This window comes from Kitasatospora sp. NPDC094015 (assembly GCF_040304075.1).
GTDB lineage: Bacteria > Actinomycetota > Actinomycetes > Streptomycetales > Streptomycetaceae > Kitasatospora.
In genome coordinates this window covers 33,445-52,820 of record NZ_JBEOUL010000040.1, presented here as the reverse complement: position 1 = coordinate 52,820, position 19,376 = coordinate 33,445, and the positions used below count along the sequence as shown (strand labels likewise).

Annotated in this window: 16 protein-coding genes; 12 read left to right on the top strand and 4 right to left on the bottom strand. The window is 75.4% G+C overall.

The window, feature by feature from the left end; translation table 11 throughout:
- Positions 1 to 236 precede the first annotated feature (236 nt).
- The 9 genes from ABT014_RS30955 to ABT014_RS30915 all read left to right on the top strand — a co-directional run bounded on the left by ABT014_RS30955 (position 237) and on the right by ABT014_RS30915 (position 11,671).
- Positions 237 to 1,670 (top strand): sensor histidine kinase, encoded by a 1,434-nt coding sequence (locus tag ABT014_RS30955; RefSeq protein WP_350642606.1) that lies wholly within the window; start codon positions 237 to 239, stop codon positions 1,668 to 1,670.
- Entirely contained in the window at positions 1,622 to 2,278 is a 657-nt protein-coding gene (locus tag ABT014_RS30950; protein ID WP_350642605.1) for a response regulator transcription factor, read from the top strand. Before ABT014_RS30955 ends, ABT014_RS30950 begins: the two co-directional genes overlap by 49 nt.
- 188 nt (positions 2,279 to 2,466) lie before the next feature.
- On the top strand, positions 2,467 to 4,080 hold the full coding sequence (locus tag ABT014_RS30945; protein WP_350642604.1) for a DUF2637 domain-containing protein: 1,614 nt from the start codon (positions 2,467 to 2,469) through the stop codon (positions 4,078 to 4,080).
- Positions 4,081 to 4,206: 126 nt separating this feature from the next.
- Entirely contained in the window at positions 4,207 to 5,496 is a 1,290-nt protein-coding gene (locus ABT014_RS30940) for a DUF6986 family protein (RefSeq protein WP_350642602.1), read from the top strand.
- Between the two features lie 156 nt (positions 5,497 to 5,652).
- A complete protein-coding gene (locus ABT014_RS30935; RefSeq protein ID WP_350642601.1) occupies positions 5,653 to 6,300 on the top strand; it encodes a YigZ family protein in 648 nt (215 codons plus the stop codon).
- Positions 6,301 to 6,575: 275 nt separating this feature from the next.
- On the top strand, positions 6,576 to 8,348 hold the full coding sequence (locus ABT014_RS30930) for a hypothetical protein (protein WP_350642599.1): 1,773 nt from the start codon (positions 6,576 to 6,578) through the stop codon (positions 8,346 to 8,348).
- Positions 8,349 to 8,570: 222 nt separating this feature from the next.
- Positions 8,571 to 10,166 (top strand): restriction endonuclease, encoded by a 1,596-nt coding sequence (locus ABT014_RS30925; protein ID WP_350642598.1) that lies wholly within the window; start codon positions 8,571 to 8,573, stop codon positions 10,164 to 10,166.
- Positions 10,167 to 10,236: 70 nt separating this feature from the next.
- Positions 10,237 to 10,701 carry a DUF6278 family protein gene (locus tag ABT014_RS30920; protein ID WP_350642597.1) on the top strand — a complete coding sequence of 155 codons (465 nt, stop codon included), beginning with the start codon at positions 10,237 to 10,239 and terminating at the stop codon, positions 10,699 to 10,701.
- A gap of 208 nt (positions 10,702 to 10,909) precedes the next feature.
- Positions 10,910 to 11,671, top strand: coding sequence for a ZIP family metal transporter (locus tag ABT014_RS30915; protein ID WP_350642595.1), 762 nt, complete (start codon positions 10,910 to 10,912; stop codon positions 11,669 to 11,671).
- 43 nt (positions 11,672 to 11,714) lie between these two features.
- Here the strand turns inward: ABT014_RS30915 and ABT014_RS30910 are convergent, their stop codons facing one another.
- Positions 11,715 to 12,620 (bottom strand): LysR family transcriptional regulator, encoded by a 906-nt coding sequence (locus tag ABT014_RS30910; RefSeq protein ID WP_350642594.1) that lies wholly within the window; start codon positions 12,618 to 12,620, stop codon positions 11,715 to 11,717.
- 118 nt (positions 12,621 to 12,738) lie between these two features.
- On the opposite strand from ABT014_RS30910, the gene ABT014_RS30905 reads away from it, so the two are divergent.
- Complete coding sequence (locus ABT014_RS30905) at positions 12,739 to 13,680, top strand: EamA family transporter (RefSeq protein WP_350642612.1); 942 nt, start codon at positions 12,739 to 12,741, stop codon at positions 13,678 to 13,680.
- Here ABT014_RS30905 and ABT014_RS30900 read toward each other — a convergent pair.
- Positions 13,571 to 14,071: a MarR family winged helix-turn-helix transcriptional regulator gene (locus ABT014_RS30900; protein WP_350642592.1), complete on the bottom strand. Its 501-nt coding sequence runs from the start codon at positions 14,069 to 14,071 to the stop codon at positions 13,571 to 13,573. The two genes, ABT014_RS30905 and ABT014_RS30900, sit on opposite strands and share 110 nt — an antisense overlap.
- A gap of 174 nt (positions 14,072 to 14,245) precedes the next feature.
- On the opposite strand from ABT014_RS30900, the gene ABT014_RS30895 reads away from it, so the two are divergent.
- Positions 14,246 to 14,587, top strand: coding sequence for a DUF2218 domain-containing protein (locus ABT014_RS30895; protein WP_350642590.1), 342 nt, complete (start codon positions 14,246 to 14,248; stop codon positions 14,585 to 14,587).
- Here the strand turns inward: ABT014_RS30895 and ABT014_RS30890 are convergent.
- Both ABT014_RS30890 and gabT read right to left on the bottom strand, forming a co-directional pair.
- On the bottom strand, positions 14,581 to 15,258 hold the full coding sequence (locus ABT014_RS30890; RefSeq protein WP_350642588.1) for a phosphatase PAP2 family protein: 678 nt from the start codon (positions 15,256 to 15,258) through the stop codon (positions 14,581 to 14,583). The genes ABT014_RS30895 and ABT014_RS30890 overlap by 7 nt on opposite strands.
- Positions 15,259 to 15,619: 361 nt before the next feature.
- Positions 15,620 to 16,975, bottom strand: a complete 1,356-nt coding sequence (gene gabT / locus ABT014_RS30885) for a 4-aminobutyrate--2-oxoglutarate transaminase (RefSeq protein WP_350642587.1) — start codon at positions 16,973 to 16,975, stop codon at positions 15,620 to 15,622.
- Between the two features lie 214 nt (positions 16,976 to 17,189).
- Here gabT and ABT014_RS30880 point away from each other — a divergent pair, with 214 nt between their 5' ends.
- Entirely contained in the window at positions 17,190 to 19,262 is a 2,073-nt protein-coding gene (locus ABT014_RS30880) for an ATP-binding protein (protein WP_350642586.1), read from the top strand.
- The last annotated feature ends 114 nt before the right edge of the window (positions 19,263 to 19,376 follow it).

Here is a 19,376-nt window from a genome sequence, read left to right as displayed (position 1 = left end):
CGCCGATGGTACTGCAGGGGGGACCCTGTGGGAGAGTAGGACGCCGCCGAACAATCTTTCAGAGAAGCCCCTCCGGGTCACCCGGAGGGGCTTCTCGCATTTCCCCGTCGGTCACGTGCGTTCCGGGGGTGGACCTAGCACCACCCCGGTTGTGGTCCCCGGGCCAGTGATCTCCGTGGGGCGCCCCGACAGACTGGTGGCAGCAAGGCGGACAGCAGGTACAGGGAGGACCACGGATGGCGACTCAGAGCATGCCCGTAACGGGAGCGGCCCGGGCGGAACGGTTGCGGGCGTGGGGCCGCCGCGGGCTGGAGGCCCAGGGCCGTCTGTTGGTGCTGGCCGCGCGCGCGGTGCTGGTGCCGGTGCTGCTGATCTGGGCCGGGGTCTGCGTCGCCGCGCTGACGTCGGAGTGGTCGACCCCGGAGCAGACCTTCCTGGCGTTCGTGGGGCTGGTGCTCTGGCTGCCGGCGCTGATCGGCGCCGCGCGGCTGTCCGCCCGCTGGTCGCGCCGCTCGGTCGCGGACTGGTACGGGGTGAGCGTGTCGGCCGCGTACGCCGTGGTGCCCGAGCCAACGGTGGACGAGCGGGGCCACTGGTGGACCGGCCGCTCGTACCATCGGGGCCGGTGGAGCGCCGAGGCGGTGCTGTACGCCCGGTCGGTGGCCGGCGACGCGGAGACCTGGCGGGACGTCAGGCGCCTCGCCGCGAACGTGGTGCTGGTGACGGTGCTGGCGCTGCCCTGCCTGGGGCTGCTGGCCGTCGGGGTCGGCGTGCTGCTGGCCTGGGTGGCGCAGGTACTGGGCGACTGGCAGACCGACCTGGGCAGCTTGGGTGGCCTGGTGGCCGACCTCCCGCAGCTGGTGGCGCGGGGCGTCCCGGCGACCGTCGCGATCGGGCTCGGGCTGGCCCTCGCCCCGCACGCGGTGCGGATGTACGGGGACTGGCTGCGGCGGTCGTTCGACCCGCAGGCCGGCGGGCGGCAGGAGAAGGCCCGGCTGACCCGCCGGGTCGAGCAGCTCACCGCCACCCGGGCGGACGCGGTCGGCACCCAGGCCGCGGAGCTCCGCCGGATCGAGCGGGACCTGCACGACGGCGCCCAGGCGCGGCTGGTGGCGATCGGGCTGACCCTGGGCACCATCGAGCACCTGCTGGACACCGACCCCGCCGCGGCCCGCACCCTGCTCGGGGACGCCCGGCAGTCCTCGGCCAAGGCCCTGCAGGAGCTGCGTGACCTGGTGCGGGGCATCCACCCGCCGGTGCTGGCCGAGCGCGGCCTGGCGGACGCCGTCCGCGAGTTGGCCCTGGAGGCTCCGCTGGCGACCGAGGTGACGGTGAGCCTGCCGGGCCGCCCGGAGGCTCCGGTCGAGGCGGCGGTGTACTTCTGCGTGAGCGAGCTGATGGTGAACGCGGCCAAGCACTCGGGCGCCGGGCAGGTGTGGGTGGACATCCTGTACCGGGCCGGCGAGCTGCGGGTGACGGTCACCGACGACGGCCACGGCGGGGCGGCCCCGGAGCGGGGGAGCGGGCTGCGCGGGATCGAGCGCCGGTTGGGTACCTTCGACGGAGTCCTCACGCTCGACAGCCCGTCGGGCGGCCCGACGACGATCACTCTGGAGCTGCCGTGCGAGTTGTCCTCGCCGAGGATCTCTACCTTCTCCGCGAAGGCCTGACCCGGCTGCTGGAGGCGCACGGATTCACCATCGCCGCGGCGGTGGAGACCGGGCCCGACCTGTTGCAGGCCCTGTTGGAGCACCGGCCGGACGTCGCGGTGGTCGACGTCCGGCTGCCGCCCACGCTGACCGACGAGGGGCTGCAGGCGGCGCTCGCGGCGCGGCGTCAGATCCCCGGCCTGCCGGTGCTGGTGCTCTCGCAGCACGTCCAGCAGCTGTACGCGCGCGAACTGCTCGCCGACGGCTCCGGCGGGGTGGGGTACCTGCTGAAGGACCGGGTGTTCAACGCCGACCAGTTCATCGACGCGGTCCGCCGGGTGGCGGCCGGCGGGACGGCGATGGACCCGGACGTGATCGCCAAGCTGCTGCGGAGCAACGCCCGTTCCCAGCCGCTCCAGCGGTTGTCCCCGCGGGAGCGGGAGGTGCTCGGGCTGATGGCCGAAGGCTGTTCCAACTCGGCGGTGGCCGCCAGACTGCTCGTCAGTGACGGGGCGGTGGCCAAGCATATTGCCAATATCTTCACCAAACTGGGCCTGGCGCCCGCCGAGGACGCCAACCGCCGTGTCCTGGCTGTGCTCGCGCACCTGAACGGTGCCGCCGAGGGCTAGCGGGAGCCCTGGGCGGCGGCCAGGATGAAACGCGCGTACGAGTAGTATCCGGTGGGCCGAACCGGTCCGACGCGCAGCCATCCTGCGCCCGGCAGCGATTCCGGGCCCGACGAGGATGTCGGGCCGGAGCGGATCCGGCGGCCACGGTCGCGTACGGCAGCAGCCGAGTCCCTGGGGTTGATCAACGAATGTCACGTCCATCCCTCACCCGTGCCCACCGGGTCCTGCTCGGCCTGGTGGCCGCCGGTGCCTGTCTGATCTCGGGCATCGGCTTCGCGGGCTCGTACTCGGCGGTGCGCGAACTCGCCCTGGAGAAGGGCTTCGGCACCTTCTCGTACGCCTTCCCGATCGGCGTGGACGCGGGCATCGTGGTGCTGCTGGCGCTCGACCTGGTGCTGACCTGGCTGCGGATACCCTTCCCGCTGCTGCGGCAGACGGCCTGGCTGCTGACCGCCGCCACCATCGCCTTCAACGCGGCGGCCTCCTGGGGCGACTCGCTGGGCATGGCGATGCACGCGGTGATCCCGGTGCTGTTCGTGGTCGTGGTGGAGGCGTCCCGGCACGCGGTCGGCCGGATCGCGGCGATCACCGCGGACCGGCACATGGAGTCGGTCCGCCTGATGCGCTGGCTGCTCTCGCCGGTGCCGACGTTCCGGCTGTGGCGCCGGATGAAGCTCTGGGAGCTGCGGTCGTACGACGAGACCGTCCGGCTGGAGCAGAACCGGCTGGTCTACCGCGCGCAGCTGCGCTTCCGGTACGGGCGGGGCTGGCGGCGCGCGGCGCCGTTCCAGGCGCTGCTGCCGTTGAAGCTCGCCAAGTACGGGGTGCCGCTGGACCCGAGCATCCTGGACCGGATCGACGGGCCGCTGCACGCCGTGCAGGGTGGCCAGCCCGGCCGGTCCACGCTGACCACCGCGAGCGTGCAGGCGCCGGTCGGGGCCGGGCCGGTGGCCGTGGCGCCGACCGAGGAGCCGGCCGGGGCCGAGCAGGACCAGTCGGCGGTGCCGGCGGTGTCGGCGGCCGTGGCGGTGCCGACGCTGGCCAAGCTCGCAGCCGTCCGGCTGCGGGACGCCCAGGATCCGCACGCGGACGAGCAGGCCGGCCCGGTGGTGGAGCAGAGCGAGCTGAACGTCTGGACCGCGCGCGCGGTCCGCGCCCACACCGAGCAGATGGAGGAGGCGGCCCGGACGGCCCGGGTGCCGGGGCAGGCCTCGCCGTGGTTCAAGCCGCCGCGCGGCGCCCAGCCGCACGAGCAGGTCGAGCCCCAGCCCCAGCCCCAGGCCCAGCCGCGCCGGGAGCAGCAGCCGCAGGGCCCCGGCCGCCGGATGCCGGTCGGCGCGGGTGCCCCGGTGCCGGCCGGTCCCGAGCAGCCGCAGGTGGCCGGGCAGGCGCACGGCGGCGAGCCGATCCGGATCGGCCACCGGCCGGTCCGGCTCGACGGCGAGCTGCACGCCGCGCCGGCGGCCGTGGTCGCGGAGCCGCTGCCGTTCGAGCCGGCGGAGGGCGCCGGGCCGGACGCGGAGGCGGAGGCGGCGGCCGGGCGGGCCGAGGAGCTGGACGAGCAGTGGGCGGCGGCCCGTCGGCCGGCGAACGAGCCGCTGGACCCGGACCTCTGCTTCGACGCGTTGATCAGCTACATGGACGTCTACGGGCACCAGCCGGACCCGAAGCGGTTCGCCGACTACCTGACCCGGGAGTGGGGCGTGGTCGGTTCCCGCCCGGACGGCTCGGTGAGCCACGCGGAGCTCGGCACGATCTGGCAGCACCTGCAGGACCGCTACGTCGCGACCGGCCGGGAGTAGGCCGCCGCGGGGCCGTCCCGACTGGTGGATCCGCCAAGCCGGCGGCCATTGACGCCCCTGGCCACCGCCACTACGTTCACATCAACAATCTGTTGAACGTGTCGTCGGTGCCGTGGAGGAGTCCGGATGTCGCAGGCCCAGGTGGACGGTAGCAACCCCGGAGGCGGCGCCTCGTTCTCGGCGGCCGCCCGGGCCGCGGTGGACGCGCTGCTGGCGCCCGTCGACGCGGACCTGGCCCGCCGCTACCCGGGTGACTCCGGCTCCCGCCAGCCGGTGCACACCGTGTACGTGCCGGCCGACGCCTTCGCCGCCGACACCGTGGCCTCCTGGGGCCGGCAGGCCCTGGAGGCCTTCGACACCCACGCGGCCACCCCCGCGCAGCTGGCCGGGGCGCTCGGCGTACCGGACGGTGAGCTGCTGGCGGACGTGCACGCCCGGGTGCGGGCCAAGCTGGAGCGCGAGCCGGTCGAGGACCTGCGGATCGACTTCGAGGACGGTTACGGGCCGCGCCCCGACGCCGAGGAGGACGCCGCCGCCGTGCGCGCCGCCGAGCTGGTGGCCGCCGCGGTGGCGGACGGCTCGGCGCCGCCGTACATCGGCATCCGGATCAAGTGCATGGAGGCCGCGGTCCGCGACCGGGGGATCCGCACCCTGGAGCTGTTCCTGGCCACCCTGCTGGCTTCGGGCGGCCTGCCCGAGGGCCTGGTCCTCACCCTGCCGAAGGTCACCTACGCCGAGCAGGTGACGGCGCTGGTCCGGCTGCTGGAGGACTTCGAGCGGCGGGCCGGGCTGCCGGCCGGCCGGATCGGCTTCGAGATCCAGATCGAGACCACCCAGGCGATCCTGGGCGCGGACGGCCGGGCCACGGTGGCCCGGATGATCGAGGCGGCCGAGGGCCGGGCCACCGGACTGCACTACGGGACCTTCGACTACAGCGCGGCCTGCGGGGTCGGGGCCGCGTACCAGAGCATGGACCACCCGGTGGCGGACCACGCCAAGGCCGTGATGCAGGTGGCGGCGGCGGGCACCGGGGTCCGGCTCTCCGACGGTTCGACCAACGTGATCCCGACCGGCCCGACCGAGCAGGTGCACGCCGCCTGGAAGCTCCACCACGACCTGGTCCGCCGCTCGCTGGCTCGCGCCTACTACCAGGGCTGGGACATGCACCCGGCGCACCTGCCCACCCGGTACGTGGCGGTGTACACCTTCTACCGCGAGGGTCTGGTGGCCGCGGCGGCCCGGCTCGCCGCCTACGTGGCCAAGGCCGGCGGCGACGTGATGGACGAGCCCGCCACCGCCCGGGCGCTCAGCGGCTACCTGCTGCGCGGCCTGGACTGCGGGGCCGTCGACCCGGCCGAGGTCACCGCGCTGACCGGCCTGGACCGCGGGCAGCTGGACGCGCTGGCCGGCCGCTGACCGCGGCCGCCCGGGGGCCGCAGGACGCGGGTTAGGCTGGCGGGGCCGGTCCGACCCGCCGGTCGCCCGTGTTCCCGGGCCCGGGCCGCGCCCCCGTGCGTACGGCCCGGCCCTGCACGCGGACCGCACCCCGAACGCCCCTGGAGACCCCGCACCATGCCGGAGCCCGGCCCGAAGCCGTACCTCACCGTCCGGCGCTCCGTCAGCCACGAGACCGAGATCAAGAAGTCCCGGTTCATCTGCCACCTGGCCCGGGTGGGCGACGAGGACGAGGCGCAGGCCTTCGTGGCGGGCATCCGCAAGCAGTACTGGGACGCGCGGCACAACTGCACCGCGTTCGTGATCGGCGAGGACCAGCGCCGGGAGCGCTCCAGCGACGACGGCGAGCCCGGCGGCACGGCGGGCGTCCCGATGCTGGAGGTGCTGCGGCGGCGCGGCGTGACGGACACCGTCGCGGTGGTCACCCGCTACTTCGGCGGGATCAAGCTCGGGGCCGGCGGCCTGGTACGGGCGTACGGGAGCGCCGTCTCGCAGGCGCTGGACGAGGCCGGGCTGCTGGAGCGGCGGCCGGTGGCCCTGCTGGCCGTCACCGCCGGGCACACCCGGGCCGGCCGGCTGGAGAACGACCTGCGGGCGGCCGGCTACGTGGTCCGCGAGCTGGCCTACCAGGCCGACGGGGTGCGGATCGAGGTCGGCGTCGAGCAGGACGCGGTGACGGGCTTTCACACCTGGCTGGCGGAGACCACCGGCGGCAGTGCGCACGCCGAGGCGGCCGGACGCACCTTCGTGGAGATTCCGGTCTGACCGCACCACGCCATCGGCACAGCAGGCAAGAAAAGCTCCTCGGTAACACTCGAACGAATTAACCATGCCCGGTAGCGGAACTTCCGCTCCGGGCCGATTCGTCTTCTCCCACAAGGAGTGCGGACCGGCGCGACCACCTCCGGCCCCGACCGGGCCGGTGCGGCCACCCGGCCCGCACGGACCACCGACCCACGCAGAGCAGGCCGGCCGACCGGGCCGGCCGACCCAGATGGAGGACTTCAGGCCCCACCGCCGCACCTTGGGAGGTACCGCGCATGACACCCGAGCACGCCCCGCCGCCCTATCGGATGACCGTCACCACTCCCCGGACGCACCGGGACACGGTCGCTCTGGCCGACCAGCTGCTGGCCTCGTGGCTGAAGGAGGAGGGCCACGAGGAGCCCCCGCCGCCCCCACCCCCGGCCGGGCCCGCGCCCGATGCCGCCGGGCCGCCGGGAGAATCAGGGCAGGGAAGGGCAGGACGGCCGGACGGGCCGCTCGCCGAACGCCTGCGACTGGGCGACCGGGTCCTGCTGGACCGGGACACCGGCAGCCTCCGCGGGCGGATCCCCGGAGCGCGGTACAGCCGCCGCCGGCTGCGGACCCCGGCCGCGCACGGGATCGACCAGCTCACCCTGACCGTCGCCTCGGCCGACGAACGGCCCTGCTGGCTCCGGCTGGAGGCCGAGCACCTGCCGACCGGCTCCGGGGTCCGCACCCCGAGCCGGGTCCCGGTGCCCGAGCTGGCCCGCAGCCTGCTCCCGCTGCTGGACGCCACCGACGGGCCGGTCGCGCTCTCCCCGCAGCCCCGGGTGACCGCCCGGACGGAGGTCGACGCGCTGATCGACGAGCTGTGCGACCCCGAGCGCCGGCTCCCCGTGGTGGTGGCCAGCGTCCCGCCCGCCGTCGCCATGGACACCTGGCTGGCCGAGGTGGTCCACCCGCTGCTGCGGCACCTGACCGGTCTGGCCTCCCTCTACGTGCTCGGCCATGCCGCGCTGCCGCTGTTCAACGTGGCGCTGGAGTACCACAAGGTCTACGGCGGTGCGGTGCGCACCTACCTGCCGGAGGTCGACCCGGCCTCCCGCTACGACGGCGGCCGGCACCCGGTGATGCCGCGCCACCGGATCGACGAGGACGTCCGACGGGCCGCCGCGCTGCTCGCCCGCGAGCCCCGTCGGTTCGCCGCCGAGCTGCCGCTGCCCGACCTGCTGGCCGCGGTCCCGGTGCTGCAGCCGCCGGCCGAGCCGCGTCCGCAGCCCGTCCGGCCGGCCGGGCAAGGGCCGGCCCCGGTGGCCGGCCCGGCCCGCAGCACGCTGGGCGGGGCGGACCGCTGCGAGCGGCAGACCCGGGTGGACGAGCTGGAGCGGATCCGCCGCAGCCTGGACCGCTCGCGGCGCCGCGAGGCCCGCCTGCTGGCCGACACCGACCAGCAGGACGCGGTGCTGCGCCAGGTCAGCGCACAGGTCAGGGTGTTGACCACCCGGCTGTGCACGGTGGTCGGCCCGCGCGCGGTGGACCAGGACGAGCTGGCCGCCGACGTCCGGGCGGACCAGGAGGGAGCCCCGGGCAGCTTCGGCGAACTGGTCGGCCGCTTCACCGAGTTCCCGCTGCTGGATTTCACCGGGGACGAGAAGGAGACGCTGGCGCTGGACGGCCAGTGCGACGGCTCCGGCTGGGCCCGGCTCACCTGGGAGGGGCTGACGGCCCTCCAGGAGTACGCGGCGGCCGCCGTCCAGGGCCGGGCCGGCGGGGACTTCAAGCAGTGGTGCGAGCACACCCCGGCCGGCTGCCACCACTTCCCGCCCCGCAAGGCGGTCCGCGGCGAGTCCCGGACGGTCGCCAGCCACGCCAAGTGGAAGCGCCAGCGGATGCTCCCGGTGCCGGCCTGCGTCGACTCCTCCCGCCGCGCGTTCATGGGGGCGCACCTGCGGATCGGCGGCGGTGGCACGGCGCCGCGGGTGCACTACCTCGACGACTGCTCGCGCAGCGGCCGGATCTACGTCGGCTACATCGGCCTGCACCTGACCAACACCCGGACGAACTGACCGGATCCCCGGCCCGGGAGCGCCCCGGGCCGGGCGGCCGGCGCCACGGGCTCCAGGTCCAGGTCCGGGTCCGGCCCGAGGTCCGGTGCCGGTCCGGCCAACTGCCCGGCCAACTGCCGGGCTTGGCTGACCCGCGCCCGGCGACGGTGGACAATGCTGCACAGGGCCGCCGTCGGGAGGCTCCGCCGACGGGCGCCGGACGAGCAGGGGGAACGACCGCCGATGCAGGACTCACCCGAAGGCCGCCCGGACACCACCGCCACCCTCCTCCAACCCGGCTTCCTGGCATCGGTGTTCCGGGATCTGGGGGCCGAGGTCCCGGAGCAGGCCACCGGGCCGGACGAGGACGCGGCCGCGCACGGCCGGGCGGCCGCGCTGACCCACCACCGCACGCTGACCGTCCGGGCCGAGCACGAGCGCCTGGCCGACCTGCTGCGGCGGGCCGCGCTCCCGGTCTCGGCGATGGACTTCGAGAGCCAGCTGCGCAGCTACGAGCCCCGCCCGTACCCGGTCGGCGAGCAGGGACCGCAGGCCGGCGCCGAACCGCGCTGGGCGGACTTCGCCCCGCCCGAGCCGGCCGCGGCCGACCCGGACGAGCCCGCCTCCCGCCGGCTGCTCGACTCCGGCTACCAACGGGGTCTCGCCCAGGCCCGGCTGAGCCACCAGCGGGCGCTGCGCGAGTGGCGCACCCGGCAGGCCGAGGCCGCCGACGGCGGGACCCGGGCCGCCCGGCAGGCGCACGAGCAGGCGGAGGCGGCCCGTGCCCGGGCCGTGCGCGAGTACAACGAGACGCTGGAGGAGTGCCGCCGGGCGTACCGGCAGTCCGAGCCGGCGGCCGTGGAGTCCCTGCTGGAGCGGGCGCTGGCCGCCGCCGAAGGGGCCACCCAGGACCTGCCGGCGCCGTGCCGCGCGGTGTTCCGGCCGCTCACCGACACCGCCGTGCTCGACCTGGACCTCCCGCCGCTCGATCTGGTGCCCGCCCTGGACGGCTACCGGCTGGGCCGGGACGGGGAGATCGAAGCGGTCGGGCGGGCGGCGGCGGAGCGCTCCTCGGACTACCTGCGCCTGGCCGCCCGGCTGGCACTGCGCGCCCTCCAGGCGGCGGACGCCGTGGACACCGAGGAGATCCTGGCCGGCGTGGTGCTGAACGGCTGGCTGCGGCGGCCCGGCGCCGAGCCGCTCTGCCTGCTCAGCGTGGACGCCGACCGGGACGCGCTGGCCCGGACCAGGCTGCTGCCGGCCGGCGACCCGGGCCCGACGGCGCAGCACCCGGGCGAGGCCGGCGACGGCGAGGGCGTGTACTCGGACGCCGAGCAGGACGAGGCGCTGGTCCGGCTGCGCGAGCTGGCCGCGGTGGTCACCCCGGACCCGTACGCGGGGGTGGAGGTCGAGCCGGGCGGCCGGGTCGGCGCCGCCGTACCCGCCGTCGAGGAGCTCTCCTCGAACGAATTCGCCCACCTGGTACGGCAGTTGCTCACCAGGGGCGGGCTGGCCGGGTGGAGCGTACGGCTGCGCGGGCCGGCCGGGCTGGTGGCGACCGGGGAGGGCGGGCCGGGCAGCGCGCTGCCGGGCCGGTGGGTGGTCTGGGCCTCGCGGGGGAGCGCCCCGGTGGGCCCGGACCAGCTGCGCACGCTGGCCGAGGCGGTCCGCGAGGAGGGCGCCGAGCGCGGTCTGCGGCTGACCACCGGGCGGTTCACCGAGCAGGCGCTCGACCTGGCGGCCGGCGAGACCCACCAGCACATCCACCTGATCGACGGTCCGGGCGTGCAGGAGCTCGCCCGCACCCACCTGGGCCTGCCGCTCACCACCGCGGGCTGACCGGGCCCGGCCGCGCGGGCCGTCCGGCGATCCGCCTGCGCCCGGGGCGGGCGCCTGGCACCCTGGACCGATGGGAATCGGATTCTTGGGCCGGCGGCGCGAGCGCGGCGGGCCACCGGCCGAGCCGGACGAAGGGGCTGCCGACCGGCCGGGCGACCGGCGGGCCGGCGCCGAGCGGCGGGAGTCGCTGGCCGAACTGCTCGGCGAGTGCGGGCTGCTGCGCGAGCTGGCCGGGGCGGCGGGCGTCCGGCTGGACGACGGGCCGCAGTCGCTGACCGCCCTCGACCAGCTGCTGCCCCGCTGGCGGGACGACCCCGAGGTGTCCGACTGGCTGGGCAACGACGCGGGTCTCTACCTGGGCACGGTGATCCGGCGGACGGTGCCGGGCGCGGACTGGCGCCTGGATCGCCACGGCAGGCCCCTGATGGTGCTGCCCACCGGCCTCGAACTGGACGTCACCGAGCTCGGCCACGGCTGGGCGGACCAGGGCTCGCCGCAGCTCTCCGCGGTCTACCTCGCGGCCACCGACGGCTGACCCGGGCACCCCGCGTCGCGCTCCGTCACCCCGACGGACCGCCGGGCGCGCCGCGCGGCCGCCCCGCGGGCAGGCTGGGCGCAGGTCCCGGCCCTGCCGGACCCTGGCCGGGCGGCCGCGCCCGTGGGCAGCGGTGTCCGCGACCGTCCGGCCCCGCCGCTGCGCGCCGCCGGGGGCGCGGGCCGCCGAGGCTGAGGGGAGCGCCACGATGACCGCCGTCCTGGTCGCCGCGGGCGCGTTCCTGATGACCCTGATCGGCGGCTTCGTAGCCCAGCGCACCGGCGACCGGCGGCACCTGGTGCTCGGCTTCGCGGCCGGTCTGATGCTCGGTGTGGTCGCCTTCGACCTGCTGCCGGAGGCGCTGGCGGCGGCGCCGACCGAGGTGCACGGCGTCCCGCAGGCACTGCTGATGTTCGCCGCCGGCTTCCTGCTGATCCACATCGTGGAGCGCGCGGTGGCCATCCACCGCGGCCACGAGGGCGAGTACGCGGAGCACACCCACGGCCATCCGCACGGCCACCACCACGCCGGCACCCAGCGGGTGGGCCTGGCGGCCGCCAGCGCGCTGGTCGCGCACAGCGTGATGGATGGCTTCGCGATCGGCGCCGCCTTCCAGGCCGGCAGCACGGTGGGGACGGTGGTGGCGATCGCGGTGGTGGCGCACGACTTCGCGGACGGCTTCAACACCTACACCATCACCCGGCTGTACGGGAACGACCGGCGGCGGGCGCTGACCCTGCTCACGGCGGACGCGCTGGCGCCGGTCACCGGGGCCGGGATCACCCTGCTGTTCACCATCCCCGAGCAGCTGCTCGGCCTCTACCTGGGCTTCTTCGCGGGCTTCCTGCTCTACCTGGCGACCTCGGACATCCTGCCGGAGGCGCACAGCCCGCACCCCTCGCGCTCCACGCTGCTGTGCACGCTGGTGGGGGTGGGGTTCATGTGGCTGGTGATCGGCTTCGCGAGCTGATCCGTGCGCCCCGGGCCTGCTGATCCGGGCGCCGGGAGGTGGCTCAGCCGCTCTGCGCGTCCCACCGCTCGCGCATCGCGGTGAGCGCCGCCGTGATGGCCGGGCGCCGGGAGGCCTGGGCGCGCCAGAGCGCGAAGACCCGCCGGGAGGGCTCCGGTGACACCGGCCGGGCCACCACCCCGGCGGGCAGCCGGCCGCGCCCGAGCCGCGGCACCAGCCCGAGGCCGAGACCGGCCGCGATCAGCGCGATCTGGGTCTCGAACTCGCCGACCTGGTGGACCACCTCCGGCTCCTCGCCGGCCTCCCGCATGGTCCGCACCAGCCAGTCGTGGCAGATGTTTCCCGGCGGCACGCTGATCCAGCGCCGCCCGCACAGGCGCGCCACCTCCACCGCCGCGAGCGCGGCCAGCGGGTCGTCGGCGGGCAGCAGCAGGTCGACCGGGTCGGGGCCGAGGTCCAGCCGGGCGAGCCCGGGTTGGACCGGCAGCGGCACGGTCGGCCAGTCCTGGACCAGCGCGAGGTCGACCTCGCCCCGGGCCACCAGATCGGCGGCCGGGTAGGGGTCGCTCTCCAGCAGCCGGGCGTCCAGCTCCGGGCAGCGGGCGCGCAGGTCGGCCAGCACGCCGGGCATCAGGCCGCGCGCCCCGGTGGCGAACGCGGCGATCAGCAGCCGGCCCACGGCCTGGCCCCGGCGCTCCTCCAGGGTGACCTCGGCCTGCTCCACCATCATCAGCAACTGCTGCGCGGTGTCAGCCAGTTGACGGGCGGCGTCGGTGAGCACCACGCCCCGGCCCTGGCGCTCCAGCAGCACCGTGCGGGTCTCCCGCTCCAGCTTGGCGATCTGCTGGGAGACCGCGGACGGGGTGAAGCCCAGCGCTCCCGCCGCACCGCCGATCGAGCCGTGCACCGCCACCGCGTGCAGCGCGCGCAGCCGTCCGAGATCCATCATGCGGGCCCGCTCCTCGCCGTCGTTTCAGTGTTGCTGAACGGTTCGCTTCAGTATTCATCGCTGGTGCTGCACGGTCCAGCCCCGCCATGCTCGATCCATGCCAGCGACCAGCACCACCATGCGTCCCCGTCACATCGCCCTCGCGGTGGCGATCGCCGCCGTCTGGGGCCTCAACTTCGTCCTGATCCACGTCGGTCTGGCGACCTTCCCGCCACTGCTGTTCTGCGCCCTGAGGTTCGCCGTGGTGGCGGTGCCGGCGGTGTTCCTGGTCGGCCCGCCGAAGGTGGCGTGGCGCTGGGTGGTGGCGGTCGGGGTGACCCTCGGGGTGGTCAAGTTCGGGCTGCTGTTCCTCGGCATGCACGCCGGGATGCCGGCCGGCCTGTCCTCGCTGGTGCTGCAGGGCCAGGCCGGCTTCACCGCGCTGTTCGCGGGGGCACTGCTGCGCGAGCGGCCGAACCGGCAGCGGATCGCCGGTCTGGCGATCGCCTTCGCCGGGATCGCGCTGGCCGCCCTCGACCGCGGCCCCGGCGGCCCGGTCGGCGCCTTCGCGCTGGTGATCGGCGCCGCGGTGTTCTGGGGGCTGTCCAACGTGCTGACCCGCAAGGCGGCCCCGCCGGACGCGCTGCGCTGGATGGTCTGGGTGAGCGCCGTCCCGCCGCTGCCGCTGCTCGCGCTGTCGCTGCTGTTCGAGGGGCCGGCCGCGGACCTGCGGGCGCTGGCCGGGATCGACCTGGCGGGCCTGGGCGTGCTCGCCTACGTGGGGCTGCTGTCCACCCTGTTCGGCTTCGTCGCCTGGAGCTTCCTGCTGCGCACCTACGACGCCTCGGCGGTCGCCCCGTACTCGCTGCTGGTGCCGGTGTTCGGGATGTCCTCGTCCTGGCTGCTGCTGGGCGAGCGGTTCGGTCCGCTCGCGGCCGCGGCCACCGTGCTGGTGGTGGCCGGGATCGGGCTCACCGCGCTGCGTCCCCGCCGGCCGTCCGGTGCTCCCGGCAGCGTGCCTCGAACTCCGTCTCGGCGCCGCGCAGCGCTTGCAGCAGAGCGGTCTGCTCGGCCGCGCTGACGGGCGCGAAGTACTCCTGGGCGACCTCGTGCCGGACCTGGCCGATCCGCTCCAGCGCGGCCCGGCCGTCCTCGGTCAGCACCAGCCGCACCGCCCGCCGGTCGGTCGGGTCGGGCGTGCGGGTGACCAGCCCGGCCTCCTCCAGCGCGTCCACCACGGTGGTGGCCGAGCGCGGGGCGATGTGCAGCCGCTCGGCCAGCTCGCTCAGCCGCATGGTCTCCCGGCCCTCGCAGCCGGGGGCGTGCGCGAGGGTGCGCAGCGCGCGGGCCTGGCCCGGGGTGATCCCGTAGGGCTCGAGCCGGTTCATGGTCTGCCGACGGATCCGCTTCATCGCCCGGGTCAGCGCGTCGGCGAGTTCGGCGGCGGTGTCTGCCGTCGGCGGGGTGGTCATGGCGGGCTCCGGGCTCGGCGTGCCCCGCCCAGGGCCGGGAAGGGTGGAGTCAGGGTATCCGGCGGTGCGCGGGGCCGGGTGGTCCGGAACATCCTGGGTCCGAAATATATTGAGCCAAGCTCAGCATCTGGGGTACGGTGGTCGAACTTAGGCCATCCTAACCAGGGAGTACCCATGGCTCGTTCCGAAGCCCGCGTCACCACCGACCGCCCCGGCCGCTACGGCAAGCAGCTGGCCGCCCACATGGGCCGCAAGATCCAGGCCGACTGGTCCGAGGAGACCGGCCGCGGCGCCCTGGCCTTCCGGGCCGGCACCGCGACCCTGGTGGCCGAACCCGACGCCCTGCTGCTCACCGTCGAGGGAGCCGCCGAGGACCTCGCCGGACTGGAGGACGTGGTCGGCCGCCACCTGGTCCGCTTCGGCACCCGCGACGAGCTGGTGGTCGAGTGGCACCGCGACAACGGCGAGCCGGGCCTGGTCCACCGCAACGAGGAGGAGCCCGCCGAGGGTCAGTGACGGTCGGGCGCCCGCCCGGCCGGGTGGTCGCGCCCGGTCGGCACCGCCCACCGGGCCAGCCCCAGCAGGACCAGGCCGCCCAGGCACCAGCTGGCCACCACGTCCAGCAGCCAGTGGTAGTCGCTCCACACCAGCCCCCAGCCGACGCCCGCGCAGAGCAGCGCCGTCCCCGCGTACAGCCGGCGCCGGGCCGAAGCCGCCAGGGCCCGGCCGATCAGCAGCGCGACCGTCCCGTACGCGATGGTCGAGGTGGCGGTGTGGCCGGACGGGTACCAGCCGAGCTGGTCGGCGGAGAGCGGCACGCCGAACGGGCCCGGCCGGGCGAAGAAGGCCTTGCCCGGGACGACCAGCGCCGGCACCAGCACCCCCGCCAGCGCCGCCACCGGCAGCGGCAGCCACCAGCGCGGGGTGCCGGCGCGGCGCCACAGCAGGGCGGCGAGCGCGCCGCCGAGCAGCAGCAGCGGGAAGGCCGGGACGTTGCCCCCGAAGTCCGACAGCGCGGCGCCGAGGTGGTTCACGGCGGTGCTGTGCAGCTGGTGGCGGAACTCGTAGGTGGCCCGGCGGGAGCTGCGGTCCAGCCCCAGCAGCGGGCCGTCGGCCGCCACCTGCCAGGAGATCACCGCGAGCACGGCCAGCAGGACGGCCGCCACCACCGCCACCGGGGAACGCATGAGCCGCCCCGAGGCGGGGGGGAGAGCCCCGGGGCGGCTGAGGTGATCGCCGCTCCGTGCGCCCCGGGGGGTTTGGGGCGGACGGCCGGTCGATCGGTCATGGGTGTCCGGGGCCTGTGAGCAGGCATCGGACGGGTCGGTCACTAAGTCGTCGGGCTCGCTGTCCATCTGGCATGACAGTACGTCATGGCCCGTCGGCGCAGTGCTGGTTCGGGTCATCGGCACAGCATCTTCACCACCCTCGGTACAACCTCCATGGTCGTTCGGAGGTCTGTGAAAGTTCGCCACCCGGGGACACCGGAACCGTACAGAAACGGAGCAGCCCGGTCCGTGCGGACCGGGCTGCTCGGGGCTGCTGCCGTCAGACGGCGGCGAAGGCGCTCTCGATGATGTCGAGGCCCTCGACCAGCAGGTGCTCCGGCATCACCAGCGGCGGCAGGAAGCGCAGCACGTTGCCGTAGGTGCCGGCGGTCAGCACCACCAGGCCCTCGGCGTGGCAGGCCTTCGCCACGGCGGCGGTGACCTCGGGGGCCGGCTCCTTGGTGCCCGGCTTGACCAGCTCGATCGCGATCATCGCGCCGCGGCCGCGGACCTCGCCGATGCTGAAGCGGTCGTCGCCGGCGAACTTCTCCTGCATGGCGCGCAGCCGGCCGAGCATGATCTCGCCGATCCGGCGGGCCTTGCCGTTGAGGTCCTCGGACTTCATCGTCTCGATGGCGCCCAGCGCGGCGGCGCAGGCGACCGGGTTGCCGCCGTAGGTGCCACCCAGGCCACCCGCGTGCGCGGCGTCCATGATCTCGGCGCGGCCGGTCACCGCGGCCAGCGGCAGACCGCCGGCGATGCCCTTGGCGGTGGTGATGAGGTCCGGGACGACACCCTCGTCGTCGCAGGCGAACCAGTCGCCGGTGCGGCAGAAGCCGGTCTGGATCTCGTCCGCGACGAACACGATGCCGTTCGCCTTGGCGTACTCGGCGATCGCCGGGAGGAAGCCCTTGGCCGGCTCGATGAAGCCGCCCTCGCCCTGGATCGGCTCGATGATGATCGCCGCGACGTTGTCCGCGCCGATCTGCTTGTTGATGATGTCGATCGCCTGCGCGGCGGCCTCGGCGGCGCAGTTCTCCGCACCGGTCAGCCAGCGGTAGGGGTAGGCCACCGGCACCCGGTAGATCTCCGGGGCGAACGGGCCGAAGCCCTGCTTGTACGGCATGTTCTTCGCCGTCAGGCCCATGGTGAGGTTGGTGCGGCCGTGGTAGCCGTGGTCGAACACCACGACGGCGGTGCGCTTGGTGAAGACGCGGGCGATCTTCACCGCGTTCTCCACCGCCTCGGCGCCCGAGTTGAACAGCGCGGTGCGCTTGTCGTGGTCGCCCGGGGTCAGCTCGTTGAGCTGCTCGGCGACGGCCACGTAACCCTCGTACGGGGTGACCATGAAACAGGTGTGGGTGAAGGCGGCCAGCTGCTCGGTGGCCTTGGCGACCACGGCGGCGGCGCTGTTGCCCACGTTGGTCACGGCGATGCCGGAACCGAAGTCGATCAGCGAGTTGCCGTCCACGTCCTCCAGCACGCCGCCGCCGGCGCGCGAGACGTAGACCGGCAGGGTGGTGCCGACGCCGGCGGCCACCGCGCCGAGCTTGCGAGCCTGCAGCTCCTGCGACTTGGGGCCCGGGATCGCGGTGACCAGACGGCGCTCCTGCGGGAGCGGCGTTGCAGCGCTCATGGTGTTCTCCAGATTCTCGACGCGGTCCTCGCAGGCTACGGCGGCCGCCCGCACCCGGGCATGCGCCACTCGGTAGCACTGCGCCGGACGACTTGTCCGGCGCGGCCAGTGGGCCGGGATCGGCTACCGCCCGCCCCCGCTCCACTACATTGAGCGCGGGCGTGTCGCCGGGTGGGTGACATGGGTAATGGCGGCACGGGGACGGTCGTGCAGGGTGGGCACAGGGAGCGGGGCCGGGATGGAGCTGGGCGGCGGACAGAGCCGGCAGGCGGCGCACACGGGGGAGGCGACCGCCGTACCGGCCCAGCGCGGCGGGCGGTTCGACCTGACGGCCTGGGCGACGGCGCCGCGCCCGTTCCCCGGGCCCGGCATCTTCCGGCTGGGATACCGGCAGGTGGACGAGGGACGCAGCCAGGACGCCGCGGTCCCCACCAAGGCACTGCTGCTGCGGGCGGCCGCCAACCTCGTGGTGGCCTGGTTCGTCTTCCCCTACGTCGTGCTGCTGGAGATCCTGGTGCTCGACTGGGTGGGGCTGCGTGAGCGCCTCACCTCGGAGAGCGCCAACCCCACGATCATCGCGCTCAACCTGATCGCCGCCGCCGCCGTCATCTGGTTCTTCGGTCGGCTCGGCCGCTGGGCCGAGGTGTGGCGCCGGTACGTGCTGCCGGTGCTGTCGCGCACGGTGACCCAGGAGGAGCCGGTCGCCGCGCCCGCCGGGGCGGTGGGCAGTGGTCCCGCCGACCCGTGGCAGGAGCTGCGCCCGGTGGCCCCCGCCGCCGTCGCCCGGCTGGACGCGGAGGCCGTCGGCGACGTCGACTACGTGCGGATCCGGCAGGCCTGGGATGCGGTGCTCGCGGCCCCGGAGCTGCTGCCCGACTTCACCGGGCAGGTGCTCGCCCGCGGCGCCGCCGCCTGCGCCCACCCCTCCGAGGCCCGGGACCTGCCGGGCCGCACCGCCCGGCACGACCTGCTGGTGCGCCAGGTGCGCCTGGGCACCGCGCAGGACGTGGTGAAGAACCCGGCCGCCCACCGCGCCGCCGGCTTCGCGCTCGACCCGGCGACCCTCGGCACCTCGCTGCTCGCGGTCGGCCCGGCCGGCACCGGCAAGACCACCGCCCTGGTCCGCCCGCTCGCCGAGGCGCTCTGCCTGCAGGCGCTGGCCGGCACGGCCTGCGCGGTGGTGGTCGGCGCCGCCGACAGCGACCTCGGCCCGGACTCCTGGTACGACGTGGTGATCGCGCCGGGCGACCCGGCCTCCCCGTACGGCCTCGACCTGTACGGGGCCGCCCGCACCACCGACGAGGCGGCCGCCCGGCTGGCCGACGCCCTCCTGCCGGACGAGCTGGTGCTGCGCGCCGAGAGCGCCCGCACGGCGCTCCAGCAGGTGGTCGGCCCGTTCCACGCCGCGCACGACCGCTACCCGGGCGTCCGGGAGCTGCGCGCGCTGCTCGCGGGGGACGAGGACGGCTGGGCGGAGCTGGCCGAGGCGCTGCGCAAGGCCGGCCGGGACACCGCCTTCGCGGCCGACCTCCAGCAGCGGGCCCGCCAGCACGGCCGGGCCGACGACCCCGGGATGCTGCTCGCCGACCGGCTGGCGCTGCTGGACCGGCCGGTGTTCGCGGACTGCTTCGCGGGCGCGCCCGGGGCCAGGCCGGCCTTCGCGATGCGCGCGCTGGACCACCCGCTGCGGGTCCGGGTGAAGCTGCCCGAGCGCAGCCACCCGGAGGCCGCCCGGATGCTGTCGCGGCTGGTGGTCGGCCAGTTCCTGCAGGCCGCCGCGGTGCGCGAGGAGCGCACGCTGTTCGCCGGACTGGTGGTGGACGACGCCTCGGCCGCCGTGGATCAGCACGCGGTGCGCGGCCTGCAGCGGATCCGCGGCCTGAACGCCGGCGTGGTGCTGGTGCTGCGCACCCTGGTCGACCTGCCCGAGGCGCTGCGCGCCCCGCTGTTCGGGGCGGTGGGCTGCCGGATGGCGTTCCCCGGCATCGCGCCCTGGGACGGCCGGCTGTTCTCCGAGGCCTGGGGCACCCACCTGGTCACCGAGACGGCGGTCACGCACACCCCGGACACCTCCGGCGGCCTGGTCCGCAAATCGGCCCGCGGGCTGCGCAAGGCGCTGTCCGGCACCGCCGCGCAGACCCAGAGCGTCACCACCCGGGACGTCGAGCGGCACCGCTGGTCGCCCTCGGACCTGGCGCACGCGCTGCCGACCGGGCACGCGGTGATCTCGCTGTCGACCGTGCAGGGGGAGCAGGTACCGCCGCTGCTGGTCGATCTGCGCAGCTGACGGCGGAAAGAGGCCGTTTCGGCAGGAGGCACCCCGGAGCCGCTGACTCCGCTCCGGTGGATTCGGCGCGGCCGGTTGTCCGGGCCGTACATAATGGGGAGCAGAAGCCCCTGT